An 18,801-nucleotide genomic window follows, 5' to 3' on the forward strand; every position below is an offset into this window, starting at 1 on the left:
GATGAAGTCCCCCCTCAAATCTGCCATCGGATCCGCTGACGGGATCCTGTCCTATTTCACCCGACATGCGACATTGGCCAACCTTCTGCTGGTGATCCTGATTGCTCTGGGCGTTCTGTCCTATCCACGTATGCGGGCGCAGTTTTTCCCCGATGTAGTGGTGGAAAGTGTCACGGTATCAGTGGCCTGGAGTGGGGCTGGTGCAGAAGATGTGGACGCCGGGATCATTCAGGTTCTGGAACCAGCTTTGCTGGCCGTAGACGGCGTGGAAAGCGTGGAATCGCGTGCCACCGAAGGCCGCGCCCGGATCGACATGGAGTTTGAACCCGGCTGGGATGTCTCGCAGGCGGCGGATGACGTTCAGGTCGCCGTGGATGAAACCACCACCCTGCCAGAAGATGCCGACGCCCCGCAGGTAAGGCGCGGCGCGTGGCGGGACAGCGTGACGGATGTGGTGATCACCGGGCCTGTTGGCATCGACCAGTTGGGACGTTTTGCCGACGAAATGATCGTGCGGCTGTTTGATCGAGGTGTAACCCGCACCACGATCCGCGGTGTGGTCGCTCCGGAGATCCTGATCGAAGTGCCTTCTCTCTCACTGATCGAACATGACGTAAGCATGTCACAGATCGCCTCCGCGATCAGCGAAGAGGTCTCAACAGACCCGGCGGGGGACGTGGCATCTGGTGCGGCCCGCGTGCGTACCGGTGTGGCCAAACGCTCGGCAGATCAGATCGAAGCGATTGTGCTGCGGTCAAACCCTGACGGATCATCCCTAACGGTTGGGGATGTGGGGCGGGTTCTGACCAAAGGCGTGGACCGAGATCGATCCTATTTTGTAGGGGATCAGCCCGCCGTGGCGCTGAACGTGTCCCGCTCGGCGGCAGGGGACGCGATTGCGCTTCAGGAAGAGGTCGAGAAAATACGCGAAGAGATGCTGCTCTCGCTTCCGGAAGGAGTCGAGATCACCTTAATGCGCACGCGGTCCGAGCTGATCACCGCGCGGATCAACATGCTGATGGAAAACGGTGCGATGGGGCTGGGCTTGGTCCTGATCCTGCTGTTTCTGTTTCTCAATGCCCGCACCGCCCTATGGGTGGCAGCGGGGATCCCGGTGGCCATGCTCACCGCGCTTTTCCTGATGTATATGGCGGGGCTGACGATCAACATGATCTCGCTCTTTGCGCTGATCATCACGCTGGGCATTGTGGTGGATGACGCGATTGTGGTGGGAGAGCACGCCGATTTCCGCGCACGTCGTCTGGGTGAAGGCCCGATTGAGGCGTCCGAGAACGCCGCACGCCGGATGTTTCCCCCGGTCTTCTCCGCCACCATGACCACCGTGATCGCCTTTTTCGGTCTGACCTCAATCGGTGGCCGTATGGGGGATCTGATCGAAGACATTCCCTTCACCGTGATTGTGGTGCTGATCGCCTCGCTGATCGAATGCTTCCTGATCCTGCCACATCACATGGCCCATGCGCTGACGCATACTGCAAAAGAACACTGGTATGATTGGCCGTCGCGGCAGGTGAACAAAGGGTTCCGCTGGGTGCGTGATCATGCCTTCCGTCCGCTGATGAAAGGGGTAGTGAAGGCGCGTTATCCGGTGATGGCCGCCACCATCCTGCTGCTTGTCACTCAGGTCTCGATCTTTATTCGCGGCGATCTGACCTTCCGCTTTTTCAACGCGCCGGAACAAAGCACTATCACGGCCAACTTTGCGATGCTGTCGGGCGCAACCCGTGATGACACGCAAGAGATGATGGGACTTGTTCAAGATGCAATCGACCGCACCGCCACGGCTTTTGAAACCGAATATGGCGTGGAGCCAATCACGGTCGCCCTTGCGCAAACCGGTGGCAATTCCGGCCGTGGCCTGTCGGGCGTCGAAAGCAAGGACACGGAACTGCTTGGTGCGGTGATCATGGAGTTGATCGACGCCGATCTGCGCCCCTTTACCACCGGGGATTTCGTGGCTGCCCTTCAGGACAATGTGACCCGCCACCCGATGCTGGAAACCCTCAGCTTCCGCCGCGCGCGCTATGGACCGGGGGGGGATAGCCTAGACGTTGAATTGTTCGGTGCAGACAGTGACACGTTGAAAGCGGCAGCTGAGGCGCTCACCGAAGCACTGGCGCAATATCCCGAAGTCTCCGCTCTTGAAGACAGTATGGCCTATGACAAGGATGAGCTCATTCTGGATCTGACCCCACAAGGTCAGGCGTTGGGCTTTACCATCGACGGTCTGGGCCGCGTGTTGCGCGCGCGCCTCAACGGGCTGGAGGCTGCCACCTTCCCCGATGGCACCCGCACAGCGGCCATTCGGGTCGAATTGCCAGACGACGAGCTAACCGCTGACTTCCTCGACAATACGCAGATGCGCACACAGGCGGGTAATTACGTGGCCCTATCCGATCTGGTGTCGGTCCGTTCGCGCACGGGGTTTTCCAGTGTCGAGCGTGAAAACGGAATTCGCCTGATCAACGTGACCGGGGATCTTGACGAAAGCGACCCGGCACGGGCCGAGGAAATCACCCGCACGCTGGAAACCGAAATCCTGCCGCAGATCGCCGAAGACTTCACCGTGACCTGGCAGTTGGGAGGGCTTAGCGAGCAACAAAACGAGTTTCTGGCAGATGCGCGGATCGGATTGATCCTGGCGCTGTTGGGGATCTACCTGACGCTCGCATGGATCTTCTCAAGCTGGACAAGGCCAATTGTGGTGATGGCGATCATTCCATTTGGGCTTGTTGGTGCGATCATTGGCCACGTCCACTGGGGCGTACCCCTGTCGATGTTCTCGGTGGTGGGCCTGATCGGTATGACCGGGATCATCATCAATGACAGTATCGTTCTGGTCACAACCATCGACCAATACGCCCGAGAACGCGGCCTGATCCCCGCGATCATCGACGGAGCAGCAGACCGGCTGCGCGCTGTCATGCTGACGACAGCAACAACCGTGCTGGGCCTTGCACCGCTGCTTTACGAATCCTCGCGTCAGGCGCAGTTCCTGAAACCCACGGTCATCACCCTGACCTACGGGCTAGGATTTGGCATGCTGCTGGTCTTGCTGGTGGTGCCCGCACTTGTGGCCATGCAAGCGGATATTGGTCGAATGGTCAGTTCCCTTGGCCGTCTGTGGCGTGCCCGCCACCACAAGGCTGTGCGCAAGGTGATGGGTTTGGTTGCGTCAGTGGTCGTGCTGATGGCAGTTTCAGCAGGGGCAATGATCGCGCTCTTTGGCCTCACCCCACTGGCCGTGGGCGGATTTGTCGCCTCTGCACTGGGCATCACCCTGATTGCCTATCTGGCATCTTTCCTGATCTGGCATCCAAGCGGAAGTTGATCCGCCTTTTTCTTGCTTCAAATACCTTTGGGTGAGCGAGCTTGCCTCGCGAGGGGCAACGCCCCTCAGGCTCACAAAGTGAGCCGCCAATAGCGCGCCTGAACGTAAGAGAAGGCGCCCCATTGTCTCGATTGGTGTATTCTAATCGGCTCCCGCGCCTTTTCTCCCTCACGGTCGACTGGCTTGGGCCAGGCCTCGGCTACGCCTCGGAAAGGGGCGCTGCCCCTCGCGAGGCAAGCTCGCTCACCCCGGGATATTTCATGCAAGAGGAAAGAAGATGTTAGTCGAATGTGCCCGTCACACGGCCAAGCAACATAAACGCGCGGGCGGTACGCGTATCGGACAGGGCAGCGATATCAGCATCCGATGCGTTTCCTTCGAACCCAGCAAATGTCTGGTCGAATTTGCGCAGGAAATGGTGAACAGCGTCTCGAAAGATCGGATCTTGCCGCATCCGTCCGGCGGTCAGTGCCAGCGATGAGCGATCCCGCACGCCGCCCAAGGCGGCCACGGATCGGCCGCGTTCGCCTGCGGCAAATTTTCGCCAGACCTCGGGTTTGGCGCGGTCCGGGCGCAGATCATCCATATAGATTCCATCTTGCGACAGAAGTGTCAGTACATCCTGAGCGGCATGAACCAGCCCAGAGACTTGTCGGTCAGACAGGGCACGGCGCAGGGCGCGGAAACCCTCGGCGTCATTTTCAGTTTCCGGGAAGTGCAAGGCGCTGATGAAATCTTCGATCGACAGCGGCGGCGAAAAGTCTTCCAATGGCGTGCCCAATGCAAGGCTGGCCTGATCCTCAGGCACCAGCTGCCCATCTTCCGGGTTCATCGCTGGTGTCGCAGCAGGGTCGGTTTTAATGCCCCCCGGGCGGATCGAGGTAAATGTCGCCAGCGCTGTTTCGGTCTTTTTGCTGACCGCCGCGATTTCTTCGAGCTTCCTTTCCACCTCCGAGGGTTGCTTTACCCCTGCCGCCTGATGTTGCAGGTAGGTATGGCGCATCCCGTCGATAGCTGCCTGAAGGCGATGGCTCTCTTCACGCATGATCCGGGCAGAGCGCATGGCAGCCACCGCCACCCAGATCAACGCCACGGGCATGAAGATCGCCAGAAGTGTCATGATAAAACGCAGCGGGTCAGCCCCTTCTGACGACCCCCCGCCAAGGACAAGAAAGAACACCGCACAGGCGAACAGCCAAACCGCCGAAATCGACAGGCCGATGATCTCGCTCCGGCTGATCGACGGTTGATCTGCCGTGGGCAGAGAGGGCGTTGCCTGCGCGCCCGGCCTTGTCAGCTCTGGCTTTTGATCCGCATCCATGCCCTCACCCCCGGCAATCAACCATTTTAACTAAGATCTCAGATATACTCGATCTTTAGGATCTCATAGCCACGTTCCCCACCCGGGGTTCGGACCTCTACGCTGTCCCCCTCTTCCTTGCCGATCAGGGCGCGGGCAAGAGGGGATTTGATATTGAGTTTACCACGTTCCAGGTCCGATTCCGGCTCACCCACGATCTGATAGGTTTTTTCCTCATCGGTATCTTCGTCAACCAATGTGACAGTCGCAGAGAATTTCACCGTGCCGGACATATTGGCCGGGTCGATCACTTCCGCCAGCGACAGAATGCCTTCGAGCTCTTTGATCCGGCCTTCGATAAAGCCCTGTTTTTCGCGCGCCGAGTGGTATTCGGCGTTTTCCTTAAGGTCGCCAAGCTCGCGCGCCGAGGCAATGGCCTCGATGATCGCCGGGCGTTCGACGCTCTTGAGTTGTTTCAATTCCTCACTCAGCGCGGTGTGTCCCGCGCGGGTCAGCGGTATCTTGTCCATGAAGCGTAACTGTCCTGTTCGGCCCTGGAGCTGCACCAAGGCTTCGTTATCGAAATTTTATAGGCAATGCGCCGGTCAGGCGCTAGGTTGACCATAAAAGAAAAACAAATCTGAGCAGTTTGCAATGCGATTATTCGCCCTGACCATTCTTGCATACATTGTTATCAGCGGATTGGTGACAATGATATTCCGGGATAATCCGCTGCATCTCTTCGCTGAGATGGTGGAATTTGTGCCTTGGATCGTGCTTGAGACCCTCTCAAACGGCTGGTGGGGTGTCCCTTTGTTGTTGGTTGCAACCGCCCTCTACAACCGCGCGGATATCGTGAACCGCCTGTCAAAAGCGATCATAACGGTGGGGCTGTGTGCGGTTTTCATCTCGATGTTCACGATCATGAAGGCGACGATGCCATTTCTGGTCCCGTTTTGGGCGGATCCGCTGTTTGCAGATCTGGACCGTGTTTTGCATTTGGGCCGTGATCCATGGGTGTTCACACATGCAGTGTCGGGGTGGATAAACCCTGATTGGGTGGCCCCGATCTACTATCCAATATGGTCCGTTCCCGCGATTTTCCTACCGGTTCTGATGGTGCTTTTCGACAATGACACGCAGCGCATCCGCAGGTTTACAATTCTCTATCTGTTTACCTGGATTGGGCTTGGCAATGTGCTGGCGGTGGCGTTTATGTCTGCGGGTCCGGTTTACTATGATCGCCTGGTCGGTGGCAGTGACTTTGAGGGGATGAGAGCCGCTCTGCACGACGTAGGTCTCATGCCCAATTACCTCTACGCCCTGACCGAGAACCTCTGGTCCTACTACATCAACGATGTGCAAAGGGCGGGTGCAGGCATTTCTGCCTTCCCATCCGTGCATATTGGTGCGGCCACCATGTTCGGGCTCTATCTCTACGACAGGCACCGCGGATTTTTGCCGATCTCGATCTTGATCGTCGCACTATACCAATTCCTGTCCGTTTATCAGGGGTGGCACTACGCCATTGATGGCTATTTTTCGATTCTTGCCGTGGTTGTTGTCTGGATTTGGTTGCGCCGAAAAGAACGCGAGGATGCAATATCTCCCGCTGCCGTCACCTGATCCGCAACTGGCAGCGCAAACAATAGGAAAAAACCGTCAGATAAGTCGCAAACATCTGGAATGACGCCGTGTAGCGATTGACCCTGCCCATACGGCGGGCTAACGATCTTGCCGAAACGGTCACTCCGGGGAAAAGATTATGAGCGAGATTGAACGCGAAAGCATGGAATACGATGTGGTCATCGTGGGCGCTGGCCCCGCTGGTCTATCAGCCGCCATCCGTTTGAAACAGCTGAACGCTGACCTTGAGGTTGTTGTTCTGGAAAAAGGCTCGGAAGTGGGCGCGCATATCCTGTCGGGTGCCGTTCTGGACCCGTGTGGCATTGACAAACTGATCCCCGATTGGAAGGAAAAAGGCGCGCCGATCACAGTTCCGGTGAAGGAAGACAACTTCCTGATGCTTGGGCCTGCAGGCTCGGTTCGTCTGCCCAACTGGCCGATGCCGAAGCTGATGAACAACCACGGCAACTATATCGTCTCGATGGCGAATGTCTGCCGATGGATGGCCGAGCAAGCCGAAGAGCTGGGCGTGGAAATCTTCCCCGGAATGGCAGCTTCGGAACTCGTCTACGGCGAGAATGGCGAAGTCAAAGGTGTGGTTGCCGGTGTGTTTGGCTTGGAAGAAGACGGCTCTTACGGGCCGAACACCGAGCCAGGTATGGAACTGCACGGCAAATACGTGTTCATCGGTGAAGGTGTACGCGGTTCGCTGGCCAAAGAGATCATCGGCAAATACGACCTTCAGGCCGGTCGCGACGTGCAGAAATTCGGCGTCGGCATGAAAGAGATCTGGGAAATTGACCCGGAAAATCACTCCGAAGGCACCGTGACCCACACAATGGGTTGGCCGCTTGGTTCAAACGCCGGTGGCGGGTCGTTCCTCTATCACCTGGACAACAATCAAGTCTATGTGGGCTTCGTGGTGCACCTGAACTACAAGAACCCGCATCTCTATCCCTACATGGAATTCCAGCGCTTCAAGCATCACCCCGAGATCGCGAAGGTGCTGAAGGGCGGCAAGCGCATCGCCTATGGCGCACGCGCGATTTCCGAAGGCGGTTATCAATCGATGCCGAAATCGGTCTTCCCGGGTGGCGCGCTGCTGGGTTGCTCGGTGGGTCTCGTGAACGTGCCGCGCATCAAGGGCAACCACAACGCCATGCTGTCGGGCATTGCCGCCGCTGAGGCCGCCGTGAAAGCCATCGCCGCCGAGCGTTCGGGCGACGAGCTGTCGGACTATGAGACCGAACTGCGCACAGGCGAGATCGCCAAGGACCTCAAGAAGGTCCGCAACGTGAAACCGATCTGGTCCAAGTGGGGCCTGACCGCATCGCTGATGCTGGGTGGTCTGGACATGTGGACCAACTCGCTCTTTGGCTTCTCACTCTTTGGTACGGTGAAGCACGGCAAGACCGATGCGGAAGCCACCGAAGATGCATCGAAGCACAAGGAAATCGATTATCCGAAACCCGATGGCACGCTGTCCTTCGACCGCCTGACCAACGTCAGCTTCGCGGCAACAAACCACGAGGAAAGCCAGCCCTGCCACCTGCGTCTGGCTGACGCCGAGATCCCGATCAACGTGAACCTGCCGAAATACGCAGAACCCGCCCAGCGCTATTGCCCGGCTGGTGTTTACGAAGTGATCGAGGAAGAGGGCGCAGAGCCGCGCTTTGTTGTGAACTTCCAGAACTGCGTGCACTGCAAAACCTGTGACATCAAGGATCCCAGCCAGAACATCACCTGGACGGTTCCGCAGGGTGGTGACGGGCCAAATTACCCGAATATGTAAATCGGCAAAATCTGACCGAGATGTGAGGGGCTGCATATGCGGCCCCTCATTGTCTTTGGATATGGGTGCAGGTAGGGTCGAGCCAACTGCTTCGAGCCATAGAAAGAGAGAGAAGCCCTTGCGATTTTTCCGGCGCCTTTCCAGCCCCCTCCTCCCGCAATTTTCCCTGCGCGCGCCCCTTGCTGTGGCGCTGACCCTCTCGACCCTCCTGACCGCTGTTCCCACAGCGCAGGCCGAGGCCCAGGAGACCGGGCTTGGCCCCTATCTTGCCACGCGGATGGCCGACTTTCAGGGCGATTTCAACGCGACATTGGACTACGGCACCCGTGCCATTGCGCAGAACCCGGAAAATGAGGGAATCCTTGAGGGCGTCACAATCGCCCAACTGGTATTGAACCCGCTGCCGGACGCCACCCCATACGCCAGACGGCTGGAAGCCTTGAATGCCGATAACCGTGTCGCCCGCTTGGTGCTTTTAGGTGATGCGCTGGGGCGTGAAGACTGGGACAGCGCCTTGGAGATGCTTGATGCCGGCGTATCGGTTGGCAGCCTGATGACCAACATGCTGCGCGCCTGGGCTGAACTGGGCCGCGGGCGGATGTCTCAGGCGCTATCCATCTACGATGAGTTGGCCAAGGACGAAGACACCGCCGGATTCGCACTTTTCCAAAAAGCGCTCGCTACCGCACTTGTCGGGGATTTCGAGACGGCAGATGCCTTGTTGCGCGATCAGCTGGCCGAGTTCCAACTGAACCGGCGCGGGGTGGTGGCTTATGCCCAGATCCTGAGCCAGCTTGAGAAATATGACGAAGCGATTGCCCTGATTGAAGAAGCCACCGGTGGTGTGCTGGATGATGAACTCACAGCGATGGTTGATACTCTCAAGTCGGCGACCCCCCTGCCCTATACCGCGATCAGCGGGGCGCGAGATGGTGCCGCAGAGCTGTTCTACATGATCGCTGACAACCTGTCGCTGGACGCCTCACATTCCACCGTGCTGATCTATGCCCGGATTGCAGAACATCTGGCCCCGACCCTGCATGCTGCCACGTTGCTGACAGCGCAACTACATGAAGAGCTGGGGCAATATGATCTGGCAGTGGCAGCCTATGCCCGCATTCCACAAGACAGTCCGATCTTTTTACAAGCCGCCCTTGGGCGCGCATTGGCGCTGAACAACAATGATCGCGCGGATGAAGCCATTGGCGAGTTGCGCGCCCTGTCTGGCCAGTTCCCGGAGCGTGCGCGCATCCCGACCCTGCTGGGTGAATTCCTGTCTCGCCAGGACCGGCACGAAGAAGCCCGTGTTGCCTTTGATCACGCAATTTCCCTATTTCAGGGCGAGGTCAGCACGCAATGGCGGGTTTATTTCCAACGCGCGATTGTCCTGTCAAAGCTGGATGACTGGCCTGCTGCAGAGGCCGATTTCCGCAAGTCACTGGATCTCAGCCCCAATCAGCCAAATGTCCTGAACTACCTCGGGTATAGCCTTGTCGAACGGCGCGAAAAGCTGGACGAGGCCCTTGGCATGATTGAGCGCGCGGTGGCGGAACGGCCAGATAGCGGATATATCACCGACAGCCTCGGCTGGGTCTATTACCGTCTGGGCCGCTATGATGAAGCGGTCAAACAGATGGAACGGGCTGTGGAACTCCTGCCAATCGATCCAATCCTGAATGACCATCTGGGCGACACCTATTGGGCCGTGGGGCGCAAGCGTGAGGCAGAGTTCCAATGGAAACGCTCGCTGAGCTTCGTGACCGACGATACGGATCTGGAAGAGCTGAACCCAGACCGCATTCGCCGCAAGCTGGAGGTGGGGCTGGATCAGGTACTCGAAGAAGAAGGGGCTGCCCCATTGCAGGCCGGCAACTGAATTCGTGGATCTGAATGAGATGCAGATCACCAAGATATTTGCACCCGCCAAGGTGAACCTGACCCTGCATGTTACCGGGCAGCGGAAAGATGGCTATCACTTGCTGGACAGCCTTGTCGTCTTTGCCGACGTCGGTGACCGGATTACGGTGCGCCCGAATGACGCCAATCGCCTGGAGGTAATTGGACCAAAAGCTGCGGGTGTGCCCACAGATGGGTCAAACCTCGTCTGCAAGGCCGCCGATCTTTTTGGGGTGCCGGTACACATCACGCTCTCCAAACATCTTCCGGCAATGGCGGGGATCGGAGGGGGCAGTTCGGACGCGGCGGCAACTGTTCTGGCGCTTGCAGAATTGACCGGAGACGCGCGGCTGCCTGATGTGACCACACTTGGGGCGGATGTTCGGGTTTGCCTCATGAGGCAGGCCTCGCGGATGCGCGGGATCGGCGAGGACGTGAGCCCCATCGAAGCTATGCCACCGCTTTTTGCAGTCCTGGCCAACACTGGTGTTGAGGTGTCGACCCCGTCGGTGTTCAAAGCGCTCGAGTGTAAGAACAACCCCCCGATGCCCAAGAAACTGCCACGCTGGAAAACCACCGCGGCGTTTATCAACTGGCTCGCAACCCAGCGCAATGACCTTGAGGCACCGGCGATCAAGGGCACGCCGCAAATCGCGGATACTCTTGAGGCGCTGAACGCGCTTCCCGATGTCCGCCTTGTTCGCATGTCGGGATCGGGTGCGACCTGTTTCGCTTTGTTTGAAACGCGTGAGCAGGCTGAAAGGGCAGCGGCGGTGTTACGGGATGAGCAACCAAATTGGTGGGTCGAAGCCTGTCAATTGTCGTGATGTTGTGCTGGGGCTCTGCCCCCAGACCCCCGAGGTATTTCAAGCAAGAAAAAAGGGCGCGCCAATCTGGCCGCCCTTCTGTCATTGCTTGCAGATATTCAGTGGTGGCGGTCAGTTGACCCGTGCCACCACGTAATCCGCGATATCAATCAGCATGTCGCGGATCGGATCCTGGGGCAGCGTTTCCATGGCGGTTTTGGCTTTTTCCGACCAGGCCAACGCCTCTTGCCGTGTCTCTTCGAGTGCATTGTGTTTGTTCAGAAGTGCAAGCGCGTGTTCAAGATCACCCTCTTCCTGACGACCGCGCTCAATGGTGCGGGTCCAGAAGGCGCGTTCTTCATCGTCTCCCTTGGCCACCGCTTTGATCAGCGGCAGGGTCAATTTGCGTTCGCGGAAGTCGTCGCCAATGTTTTTACCGGTGGCATCCCCGCCCCAGTAATCCAGCAGGTCATCGACGATCTGGAACGAGATCCCCAGCGCGTCACCATAATCAAAAAGCGCCTGCACATGGGCCGGATCTGCACCGGCGATCACTCCGCCGACCTCGGTCGCTGCGGAGAAGAGCGCTGCGGTTTTGCCGCGTACCACCTGCAGATAGATGTCTTCATCTGTTTTCAGATCCTGCGCCGCCGTCAACTGCAACACTTCACCTTCGGCGATGGTCGCGGAGGCATTGGACAGGATGCGCAGAACGTCGATCGATCCGGTTTCAGTCATCAGCTGGAACGAGCGCGAGAAGAGGTAGTCGCCGACCAGAACGCTCGATTTGTTGTCCCACAGAAGATTGGCCGTAGGGCGTCCACGTCGCTGCGCGCTTTCGTCCACCACGTCATCATGCAAAAGCGTTGCCGTGTGGATGAACTCAACCGTGGCGGCCAGATGAATGTGATAGGGGCCGTCATAGCCGCACAGACGCGCCGCGGCGAGGGTGAGCATCGGACGCAGGCGTTTTCCACCAGCTTCAACCAAATGCGCGGTGACTTCAGGGATACGTGGGGCGTGTTTTGACGCCATCCGCTCACGAATCAGCGTGTTCACCGCGTCCAATTCAGCCGTCAGGTGCGCCCCGAGGCGTTCATGCGGCTTGTAACTTGCGTCTTTCATCTTGCTCACGATCCCGTCACATCGTTTGACAAACCCATTGGAAAACTATCGGCTTGCCCTTAAGTCTTTGTCCATGAAAGAGCTTCTTCGCACCACAGACCCCACACTCATACCATACGTAACAGCCCTTCTTGAGGGCGAGGATATAGCCTTATTTGTGATGGACGTCCATATGAGTGCGCTAGAAGGATCGATAGGAATCTTACCTCGCCGCATCATGGTCCGCGATCAGGATCTGTTCAGGGCACGGGCAATTCTGCGGGATCTTGATATTGCAACGGAAAGCTAGTGGATTGAACGCAAAGCAGACGGGTTTCAGCGAGGACAAGTTTCTGGGGGGGCAACTGGTGTTGACCCAACCGGTCAATGGCTATCGCGCAGGTGTGGATCCCGTATTTCTGGCCGCCTCGATTGCCGCCAATCCCGGTGATACAGTTCTCGATCTGGGCTGTGGTGCAGGTGCTGCCGCCTTGTGTCTGGGCACGCGCGTCGACGGCCTGCATCTCGTTGGTGTTGAACGCCAGCCAGAATATGTGGAACTTGCCCAGATGAACGCCAAAAACAATGGCATTGCGTTCGACGTTCACGAAGGGGATCTTGCCCGGATGCCCGGCGACGTACGGGACATGAGCTTTGACCACGTTATCATGAACCCCCCATACTATCTGCGCGACCGCGGTACAGCCTCACCTGATGCGATGCGCGAAGGGGCTTTGGGCGAAGATGTGCCGCTGGCGACTTGGCTCGATCAGGCCACGCGTCGACTCAAACCGCGTGGTTATGTCACCATGATTCAAAAGGCGGAACGGCTGCCCGAGATCATGGCCGGTATCGATGGTCGGCTTGGGTCGATATTGGTCCAACCGCTCTGCCCGCGGATTGGGCGAGAATCTGCTCTGATCATCGTTCGGGCCCGCAAAGGTGGCCGCGCAGCCTTTCGTTTGGCCGCTCCTCTGATTTTGCATGATGGACCACAACATGTAGGGGATGTAGAGCATTACACCCCCGAGGTTTCGGCTATTCTGCGTGATGGTCACCCCTTCCCGATTGGGTAACTGGTTAATAATATTTCGCAGAGAGTATAATTATGCCAAGAATTGCAACGAATTGGTGACACCCGCGTAATTTTGTGCTGCACTGAGCAGGTAATCACGTTTCAAAGGAGGATCGCCATGAGCGTCAGTTCGCATGTGGAAGAATTGCGTCGCAAACACCAGGCCCTGGAGGGTAAAGTCGAAGCCGCACAAAGATCACCTGGAAGCAGCGACAGCGAAATCACCGAACTGAAGAAGCAGAAGCTTAAGATCAAGGAAGAAATTGCTCGGCTGGAAAACGCCTAAATCTTCTGCCCCAATTGCGTGCGCCATTGCCTTTGGCCCCATGACGGGTTGGATGTTATCCAGCACTGGCGCGCGCTGCCAAAACGGCTCCGGTCGTGATCAGGATCCCGGCCAATAAGAGAGTTATACTCGGAGCTGCGATTCCGGCCAAGATCAGCACAAGTGTTGACAGCAATGGCGCGGAATAAGATGCGACACCCAGCAATTGGATGTCCCCGCGTTTAACCCCCACATCCCAGACATAGAACGCCAGTCCAACAGGGCCGAGGCCAAGGCCAAGGATGGAAAGCCAGCCAAGATTGCTGTCTGGCCAGACTGTCTGTTCCCACATCAGATGTGCAGCTGTGGCAAGAACGGCCGTTGCAAGGCAAAACACCACCACTGACGCGGTCGGGGTGTCGCCAAGCCGACGACTGAGCACCGAATAGCCTGACCAAGTCAGCGCGCAGAGGAAAGCAAGCCCAAAACCGGGCAGTGCCTCCACAGAAAAGCCTTTTGCCCCCCCGAGAACGATCAGGGCTGCCCCAGCAAACGAAATCAGCGCCCCAACGACATGCATCGGGCGCAGATGCTCCCCCGGCAGCAAGCCGGAAAAGAGAACAATCAGAAGCGGCCAGAGATAGGCAATAAGCCCCGCTTCAGCCGCAGGCGCCAAACGCAACGCCGAGAAGTACAGCGCATGGTAGCCAAACAGGCCGAGCGTTCCGAAGAGATACACCCGCCAACTCACGTTGCGAAGAATGGAAAACCCGCTTGTGGTTCCGATCCAGACCACCCCCAAACCGCCCCCGACGGCAAAGCAGAGGGCGGCAAGCTGAAAGGGGGGGACTGGTGCCGATCCAACCGTGAACAGGGCCAAAAGCGCCCAGAGCAACACGGCAACAAAGCCGACAAGGGTCGCGCGGGATCGGGTCATGTAAGCTCCTCAACGGGTGTGATCATCATCCCATCGGACACATGAGCGGTCTTGTCAATTTCCTCGAGCATCCAATCGCGAAGCGCCTGAATTTCAGGTCGGGTCTCGCGCCCTAACGCACAGAGAAAACGGAAATGCGCGCGCGTGGATATCGCAATCCCATAAGGTGCCACCAAGCGCCCTTCCATCAAGTCCTTCGAGACAAAGAAACGGCGACCAAGCGCCACCCCTGCCCCCGCCAAGGCGGCATCCAGCGCGTGATCTGCCTGATTGAACCGAAGCGCAGGCTGCGGGTTGGCGGTCAGATCCACAGAGCGAAACCAAGCCGCCCAATCACAGCGCGGTTGCAGAAAGTCGATTGAATGATCAGTGATGAGGGGAGCCTGAAGCAAAGTATCCGGTGTTGGGTATTGCGATGCCATTTCCGGCGTCATGACCGGGGTGATCCATTCCTCAGACAAAGGATGCGAATACAGCCCACCATCTGGCCCGTATCCAAATCGGATTGCCACATCCACCTCATCACGTGACAGGTCCACCATCTGCAAGCTGGCCGCAAAGCGCAGCTCCACTTCGGGGTGGGACTGAGCAAAGGCATACATGCGCGGGGCCAGCCATTTCGATGTGAAAGCGGGGCCAGCAGTCACAGTCAGCACATTTGTTTCCAGGCTGCGCCGTGCAGCACGCCATGCGGTCGACAGCGCTTCGAACCCCTCTTGTGCCCCCGGTGCCAGTGCCCGCCCTGCCTCGGTCAATTCCACCGCACGGTTGAGACGATAAAACAGCGGGCCGCCAAGATGTTCCTCCAGCGACTTGATCTGAAAGGACAAGGCTGCGGGTGTCACATGAAGTTCGCTTGCTGCTTTTTGAAACGACATGTGGCGGGCAGCAGCATCGAAAGCGCGGAGGGCGGTCAGGGGAGGAAGGCGATCAGACATTTCAGTTCAATATCACTTAACTGAAAGTCGCGAAAGTCTCGTTTGTTCGGCAGCTTCAATGCCCTCATATTAAATTTCATCAAACTATATTGAGGACTTCAAGATGCTGGAAACCACGGATAACACCAAAATGCAGCACTATTATCGTTGTGCCCATGCGCTCCGGGCACAGGCCTTTCGTGAAATCTTTTCTCTGTCTTGGATTCGTTCCGCCACAAAAAAACGGGCCGCGGTAACGCGACCCGTTCAGCAAGTTTGCCCGTGCTAGATCAGACGAAGAACTGAGCACCGTTGGCCGAGATGGTCGAGCCATTGATGAACTCGGATTTCTCATCCGCGAGGAACGCCACACAGCGGGCGATTTCTTCCGGCTCACCAAGGCGACCGGCGGGGATCTGACCGATAATGGCTTCACGCACTTTTTCCGGCACGGCCATCACCATTTCGGTGCCGATGTAGCCGGGGCAAATGGCGTTGGCGGTGATGCCAAAACGCGCACCTTCTTGTGCCAGCGACTTCACGATACCCAGATCGCCAGCCTTGGTGGCGGCATAGTTCACCTGGCCAAACTGACCCTTCTGACCATTGATCGAGCTGATCACGATCACGCGGCCATATTTGCGTTCACGCATACCCGGCCAGAGCGGGTGTACGGTGTTGAACACGCCAGTCAGGTTAGTGTCGATCACCTCCTGCCACTGCTCGGGCGACATCTTGTGGAACGGTGCATCGCGGGTGATACCAGCATTGGCCACAACAACGTCAATCGGGCCCAGATCGGCTTCGACCTGAGCAAGGCCCGCTTTTGAATCTTCATAGCTGCCCACATTCCACTTGTAGGTCTTGATGCCGGTCTCTTCGGTGAAGGCGGCAGCTTTCTCGTCATTGCCGGCATAGGTCGCGGCGACCTCATAACCTTCGGCTTTCAGGGTTTTCGAAATGGCGGCGCCAATACCGCGCGACCCCCCGGTGACGAGTGCAACTTTTGCCATGGTGTGATCTCCCAAAATGATTGAATTCCTCGGTAATGTTATTACCCGTCGAAACAGGAAAGAGCAACAATATTGCGGAAAGAATTTCTGCGCTGCGGCTATTTTATTGCAATCGCAGCAAGAATTCCGGCAAATCTCTCATTTCCCAACCGATTTTCAACTCTCGTCTTTGCTGCCAGAGCGAAAACCACCGCCAGTGTGGCGAATCAACCCCGCCTTGCAAGAGGTGCGTGAAACAAATGCGAAAGGGGAGGGGTTTCCGCTCATTTGGCACAAAAAAAGGGCGCCAAAGCGCCCCTTTTGATGAGATATTTTGCACTTACGGACGTTCAAGGCACATGGCCACACCCATACCGCCGCCGATGCACAGCGTGGCCAGACCTTTGCTGGCCTCACGGCGCTTCATTTCAAACAACAGCGTGTTCAGGATACGGCAGCCCGAAGCACCAATCGGGTGACCAATGGCGATGGCGCCTCCGTTCACGTTCACGATCGACGGATCCCAACCCATATCCTTGTTCACGGCACAGGCCTGCGCTGCAAAGGCTTCGTTGGCTTCGACCAGATCCAGATCGCCCACGGCCCAGCCAGCTTTGTCCAGCGCCTTGCGCGATGCATAGATCGGACCCACGCCCATGATCGACGGATCGAGGCCGGCAGTGGCGTAGGACGCGATGCGGGCCAGCGGCTCAAGACCACGTTTCTCGGCCTCATCTGCCGACATCAACAGCACGGCGGCAGCACCATCGTTGATGCCCGAAGCGTTGGCCGCAGTCACAGTGCCACCATCACGGACAAACGCGGGACGCAGTTTTTGCATCGCTTCCATTGTGGCGCCGTGACGGATGTATTCGTCACTGTCGACAATGATGTCGCCCTTGCGGGTCTTCACGGTGAAGGGAGTGATTTCATCGGAAAATTTGCCAGCTTTCTGTGCGGCTTCGGCCTTGTTTTGCGACGCCACTGCGAACTCGTCCTGCATATCGCGCGAGATCTGCCATTCATTGGCAACGTTTTCCGCAGTCTGACCCATGTGGTAGCCGTTAAATGCATCCCACAGACCGTCCTTGATCATCGAATCGATGAACTTCATGTCGCCCATTTTATGACCAGCCCGCAGATGCGCGACGTGAGCGGACAGCGACATGTTTTCTTGACCACCAGCAGCAACAACACCTGCATCACCCAGTTGGATGTGCTGGGCTGCCAGCGCCACGGTGCGCAGTCCAGAGCCACAAACCTGGTTGATACTCCAAGCAGCTGATTCTTTCGGCAGGCCAGCGTTGATATGCGCCTGACGTGCAGGGTTCTGACCCTGCCCTGCGGAAAGCACCTGGCCCAGGATGGTCTCATCCACATCCGATTTATCGATCCCAGCACGCTCGACCACTGCCTCAAGCACGGTAGCGCCGAGATCGTGGGCGGGGGTGTTGGCGAACGAACCTGAGAAACTTCCAACCGCGGTACGTGCGGCCGATACGATTACGACATTGGTCATGGTCTTCCTCCAGCGATGTGGTCTGAGCGATGGTCCTTCCCTCGGCCATCGTCGCCACGTTCCGTGATATTGAGCGGGTCATGCACCAATTCTCCCCCGAGACTGGCCACCCCACTCAGTGTGTTTGCGGTGCCGGCATCCTGTGCTGCATCGCAGAATAAAGTCAAGCTTGGGGTGAGGAGACGTCAAAAAAGCCTGGGGAACCCATATAAATTCAGAAATCCAACGGGAAACAACGCGATGCTATCCACCTGATACAAAACGATTTCAGCCAGCCTTCCCAAGCTGATCCAACAGGCGCCAGTAGGGTGTGAACGTAGGGACCCCAAAATAGTATCCCTGCATACAATCCATCCCGATAGTGGTCAGGAACGCAGCATCTTCATAGGATTCGACATTCTCAGCGACGGCAAACATATCGAGCTTGTGGGCGAGTACCAAAAGCGCTTCGGTCAGAACCTGTGCGTCAGGATCGTCGTGAATCCCCTTAATCAGTTCCCCATCGATCTTGATCAGATCGAAATAGAAATCTTTGAGATATTTGAAAGATGTGTATCCAGCTCCAAAATCATCCAAAGCAAACGAAATACCTTTGCTTTGTAAATCCGACATGAAATTTTTAACCGTTTCATGTTTCTCAAGTGCGGTGCGTTCTGTGATTTCGATGATAAGCCGTTCGCCGACCGTTGGGTCTTCGGACAGGGCCGAAAGCAGCGCCTCATTCCACGGGGCATAGCCGATGGTCAGCGCGGACATATTGATCGATAAGCGCAGGCTGGGCTCTTCCATAAGAGCCTCCATCCCTTTCTCGATCGCCAACGCATCGAGTTGGCGCCCCATGTCAGTGTCTTCAACCACATCAATAAAGTCCTTGGCGGGGATAATTCGACCTTGCTGATCCGTAACCCGCAAAAGCCCTTCATAGAACGCCATATGGTCCGGGCGGGCGGTTTGCACCACGGGCTGAAACGCCAGTTTCACCTGTTTACGCGCAAGCGCGACCCGCACCATATCCAAAGTTTCGCTTTCACGCCTTTGCATGGCAAAATCGAACGGGCTGCTTTTGATCTCTTTGCTCATCTTGTTCCCCAGCTCGGCATCCAATTTGCCAGTAACAAGCACCTTGGTCACGGCGGCGGATCCAATATTGCCACCTTGGCGTCAAACTCGATAACAATGTGTAAATGCTAGAATTTGTTGTAAATTCCATCGATCGAGGG

17 protein-coding genes are annotated in these 18,801 nt (G+C 57.2%); 9 read left to right on the forward strand and 8 right to left on the reverse strand.

The annotated features are described in order from the left end of the window. Window position 1: 1 nt before the first annotated feature. Window positions 2-3,352, forward strand: coding sequence for an efflux RND transporter permease subunit (locus O2N63_RS00360; protein ID WP_271052028.1), 3,351 nt, complete (start codon window positions 2-4; stop codon window positions 3,350-3,352). Window positions 3,353-3,632: 280 nt separating this feature from the next. On the opposite strand, the gene O2N63_RS00365 is transcribed toward O2N63_RS00360, so the two are convergent. Together O2N63_RS00365 and greA are read right to left on the reverse strand one after the other, a co-directional pair. Continuing rightward, entirely contained in the window at window positions 3,633-4,673 is a 1,041-nt protein-coding gene (locus tag O2N63_RS00365) for a hypothetical protein (protein ID WP_271052029.1), read from the reverse strand. Between the two features lie 38 nt (window positions 4,674-4,711). Beyond that, a complete protein-coding gene (gene greA / locus O2N63_RS00370) occupies window positions 4,712-5,182 on the reverse strand; it encodes a transcription elongation factor GreA (protein WP_271052030.1) in 471 nt (156 codons plus the stop codon). Window positions 5,183-5,306: 124 nt separating this feature from the next. Between greA and O2N63_RS00375 the strand changes: the two genes are divergently transcribed. The 4 genes from O2N63_RS00375 to O2N63_RS00390 all read left to right on the forward strand — a co-directional run bounded on the left by O2N63_RS00375 (window position 5,307) and on the right by O2N63_RS00390 (window position 10,793). Continuing rightward, on the forward strand, window positions 5,307-6,278 hold the full coding sequence (locus O2N63_RS00375; protein ID WP_271052031.1) for a phosphatase PAP2 family protein: 972 nt from the start codon (window positions 5,307-5,309) through the stop codon (window positions 6,276-6,278). 139 nt (window positions 6,279-6,417) lie between these two features. Continuing rightward, window positions 6,418-8,070, forward strand: a complete 1,653-nt coding sequence (locus tag O2N63_RS00380) for an electron transfer flavoprotein-ubiquinone oxidoreductase (RefSeq protein WP_271052032.1) — start codon at window positions 6,418-6,420, stop codon at window positions 8,068-8,070. Between the two features lie 184 nt (window positions 8,071-8,254). Next, a complete protein-coding gene (locus O2N63_RS00385) occupies window positions 8,255-9,946 on the forward strand; it encodes a tetratricopeptide repeat protein (RefSeq protein ID WP_271052033.1) in 1,692 nt (563 codons plus the stop codon). A gap of 25 nt (window positions 9,947-9,971) precedes the next feature. Beyond that, window positions 9,972-10,793 (forward strand): 4-(cytidine 5'-diphospho)-2-C-methyl-D-erythritol kinase, encoded by an 822-nt coding sequence (locus O2N63_RS00390; RefSeq protein WP_408629777.1) that lies wholly within the window; start codon window positions 9,972-9,974, stop codon window positions 10,791-10,793. A 111-nt stretch (window positions 10,794-10,904) separates the two neighbouring features. Here O2N63_RS00390 and O2N63_RS00395 read toward each other — a convergent pair whose 3' ends face one another. Then, window positions 10,905-11,897: a polyprenyl synthetase family protein gene (locus O2N63_RS00395; RefSeq protein WP_271052035.1), complete on the reverse strand. Its 993-nt coding sequence runs from the start codon at window positions 11,895-11,897 to the stop codon at window positions 10,905-10,907. 73 nt (window positions 11,898-11,970) lie between these two features. Here O2N63_RS00395 and O2N63_RS00400 point away from each other — a divergent pair, with 73 nt between their 5' ends. From O2N63_RS00400 to O2N63_RS00410, 3 genes are all read left to right on the forward strand, one after another. After that, window positions 11,971-12,186: a putative signal transducing protein gene (locus tag O2N63_RS00400; protein ID WP_271052037.1), complete on the forward strand. Its 216-nt coding sequence runs from the start codon at window positions 11,971-11,973 to the stop codon at window positions 12,184-12,186. Between the two features lie 4 nt (window positions 12,187-12,190). Beyond that, window positions 12,191-12,952 carry a tRNA1(Val) (adenine(37)-N6)-methyltransferase gene (locus O2N63_RS00405; protein ID WP_271052038.1) on the forward strand — a complete coding sequence of 254 codons (762 nt, stop codon included), beginning with the start codon at window positions 12,191-12,193 and terminating at the stop codon, window positions 12,950-12,952. Between the two features lie 117 nt (window positions 12,953-13,069). Then, a complete protein-coding gene (locus tag O2N63_RS00410) occupies window positions 13,070-13,237 on the forward strand; it encodes a YdcH family protein (protein ID WP_271052039.1) in 168 nt (55 codons plus the stop codon). Between the two features lie 55 nt (window positions 13,238-13,292). On the opposite strand, the gene yddG is transcribed toward O2N63_RS00410, so the two are convergent. From yddG to phbB, 3 genes are all read right to left on the reverse strand, one after another. After that, window positions 13,293-14,153 carry an aromatic amino acid exporter YddG gene (gene yddG / locus O2N63_RS00415; protein ID WP_271052040.1) on the reverse strand — a complete coding sequence of 287 codons (861 nt, stop codon included), beginning with the start codon at window positions 14,151-14,153 and terminating at the stop codon, window positions 13,293-13,295. Continuing rightward, entirely contained in the window at window positions 14,150-15,091 is a 942-nt protein-coding gene (gene gcvA, locus O2N63_RS00420) for a transcriptional regulator GcvA (RefSeq protein WP_271052042.1), read from the reverse strand. The genes yddG and gcvA overlap by 4 nt, the downstream gene beginning before the upstream one ends. Window positions 15,092-15,360: 269 nt before the next feature. Continuing rightward, window positions 15,361-16,083, reverse strand: coding sequence for an acetoacetyl-CoA reductase (phbB, locus tag O2N63_RS00425; RefSeq protein WP_271052044.1), 723 nt, complete (start codon window positions 16,081-16,083; stop codon window positions 15,361-15,363). A gap of 16 nt (window positions 16,084-16,099) precedes the next feature. Between phbB and O2N63_RS00430 the strand changes: the two genes are divergently transcribed. Then, window positions 16,100-16,387 carry a hypothetical protein gene (locus tag O2N63_RS00430; RefSeq protein WP_271052045.1) on the forward strand — a complete coding sequence of 96 codons (288 nt, stop codon included), beginning with the start codon at window positions 16,100-16,102 and terminating at the stop codon, window positions 16,385-16,387. A 15-nt stretch (window positions 16,388-16,402) separates the two neighbouring features. On the opposite strand, the gene O2N63_RS00435 is transcribed toward O2N63_RS00430, so the two are convergent. Then, entirely contained in the window at window positions 16,403-17,581 is a 1,179-nt protein-coding gene (locus O2N63_RS00435; protein ID WP_271052046.1) for an acetyl-CoA C-acetyltransferase, read from the reverse strand. Between the two features lie 267 nt (window positions 17,582-17,848). Continuing rightward, window positions 17,849-18,712, reverse strand: a complete 864-nt coding sequence (locus O2N63_RS00440) for an EAL domain-containing protein (protein ID WP_333780716.1) — start codon at window positions 18,710-18,712, stop codon at window positions 17,849-17,851. Window positions 18,713-18,801: the final 89 nt, after the last annotated feature.

This window comes from Aliiroseovarius salicola, from assembly GCF_027891095.1.
Classification (GTDB): Bacteria; Pseudomonadota; Alphaproteobacteria; order Rhodobacterales; family Rhodobacteraceae; genus Aliiroseovarius; species Aliiroseovarius salicola.

What these genes read in the sequence shown, in the direction of transcription:
- O2N63_RS00360 (WP_271052028.1), top strand. Translation starts at nt 2, where the DNA reads ATGAAGTCCCCCCTCAAATCTGCCATCGGATCCGCTGACGGGATCCTG.
- O2N63_RS00365 (WP_271052029.1), bottom strand. Translation starts at nt 4,673, where the DNA reads ATGGATGCGGATCAAAAGCCAGAGCTGACAAGGCCGGGCGCGCAGGCA.
- greA (WP_271052030.1), bottom strand. Translation starts at nt 5,182, where the DNA reads ATGGACAAGATACCGCTGACCCGCGCGGGACACACCGCGCTGAGTGAG.
- O2N63_RS00375 (WP_271052031.1), top strand. Translation starts at nt 5,307, where the DNA reads ATGCGATTATTCGCCCTGACCATTCTTGCATACATTGTTATCAGCGGA.
- O2N63_RS00380 (WP_271052032.1), top strand. Translation starts at nt 6,418, where the DNA reads ATGAGCGAGATTGAACGCGAAAGCATGGAATACGATGTGGTCATCGTG.
- O2N63_RS00395 (WP_271052035.1), bottom strand. Translation starts at nt 11,897, where the DNA reads ATGAAAGACGCAAGTTACAAGCCGCATGAACGCCTCGGGGCGCACCTG.
- O2N63_RS00400 (WP_271052037.1), top strand. Translation starts at nt 11,971, where the DNA reads ATGAAAGAGCTTCTTCGCACCACAGACCCCACACTCATACCATACGTA.
- O2N63_RS00410 (WP_271052039.1), top strand. Translation starts at nt 13,070, where the DNA reads ATGAGCGTCAGTTCGCATGTGGAAGAATTGCGTCGCAAACACCAGGCC.
- yddG (WP_271052040.1), bottom strand. Translation starts at nt 14,153, where the DNA reads ATGACCCGATCCCGCGCGACCCTTGTCGGCTTTGTTGCCGTGTTGCTC.
- gcvA (WP_271052042.1), bottom strand. Translation starts at nt 15,091, where the DNA reads ATGTCTGATCGCCTTCCTCCCCTGACCGCCCTCCGCGCTTTCGATGCT.
- phbB (WP_271052044.1), bottom strand. Translation starts at nt 16,083, where the DNA reads ATGGCAAAAGTTGCACTCGTCACCGGGGGGTCGCGCGGTATTGGCGCC.
- O2N63_RS00430 (WP_271052045.1), top strand. Translation starts at nt 16,100, where the DNA reads ATGATTGAATTCCTCGGTAATGTTATTACCCGTCGAAACAGGAAAGAG.
- O2N63_RS00435 (WP_271052046.1), bottom strand. Translation starts at nt 17,581, where the DNA reads ATGACCAATGTCGTAATCGTATCGGCCGCACGTACCGCGGTTGGAAGT.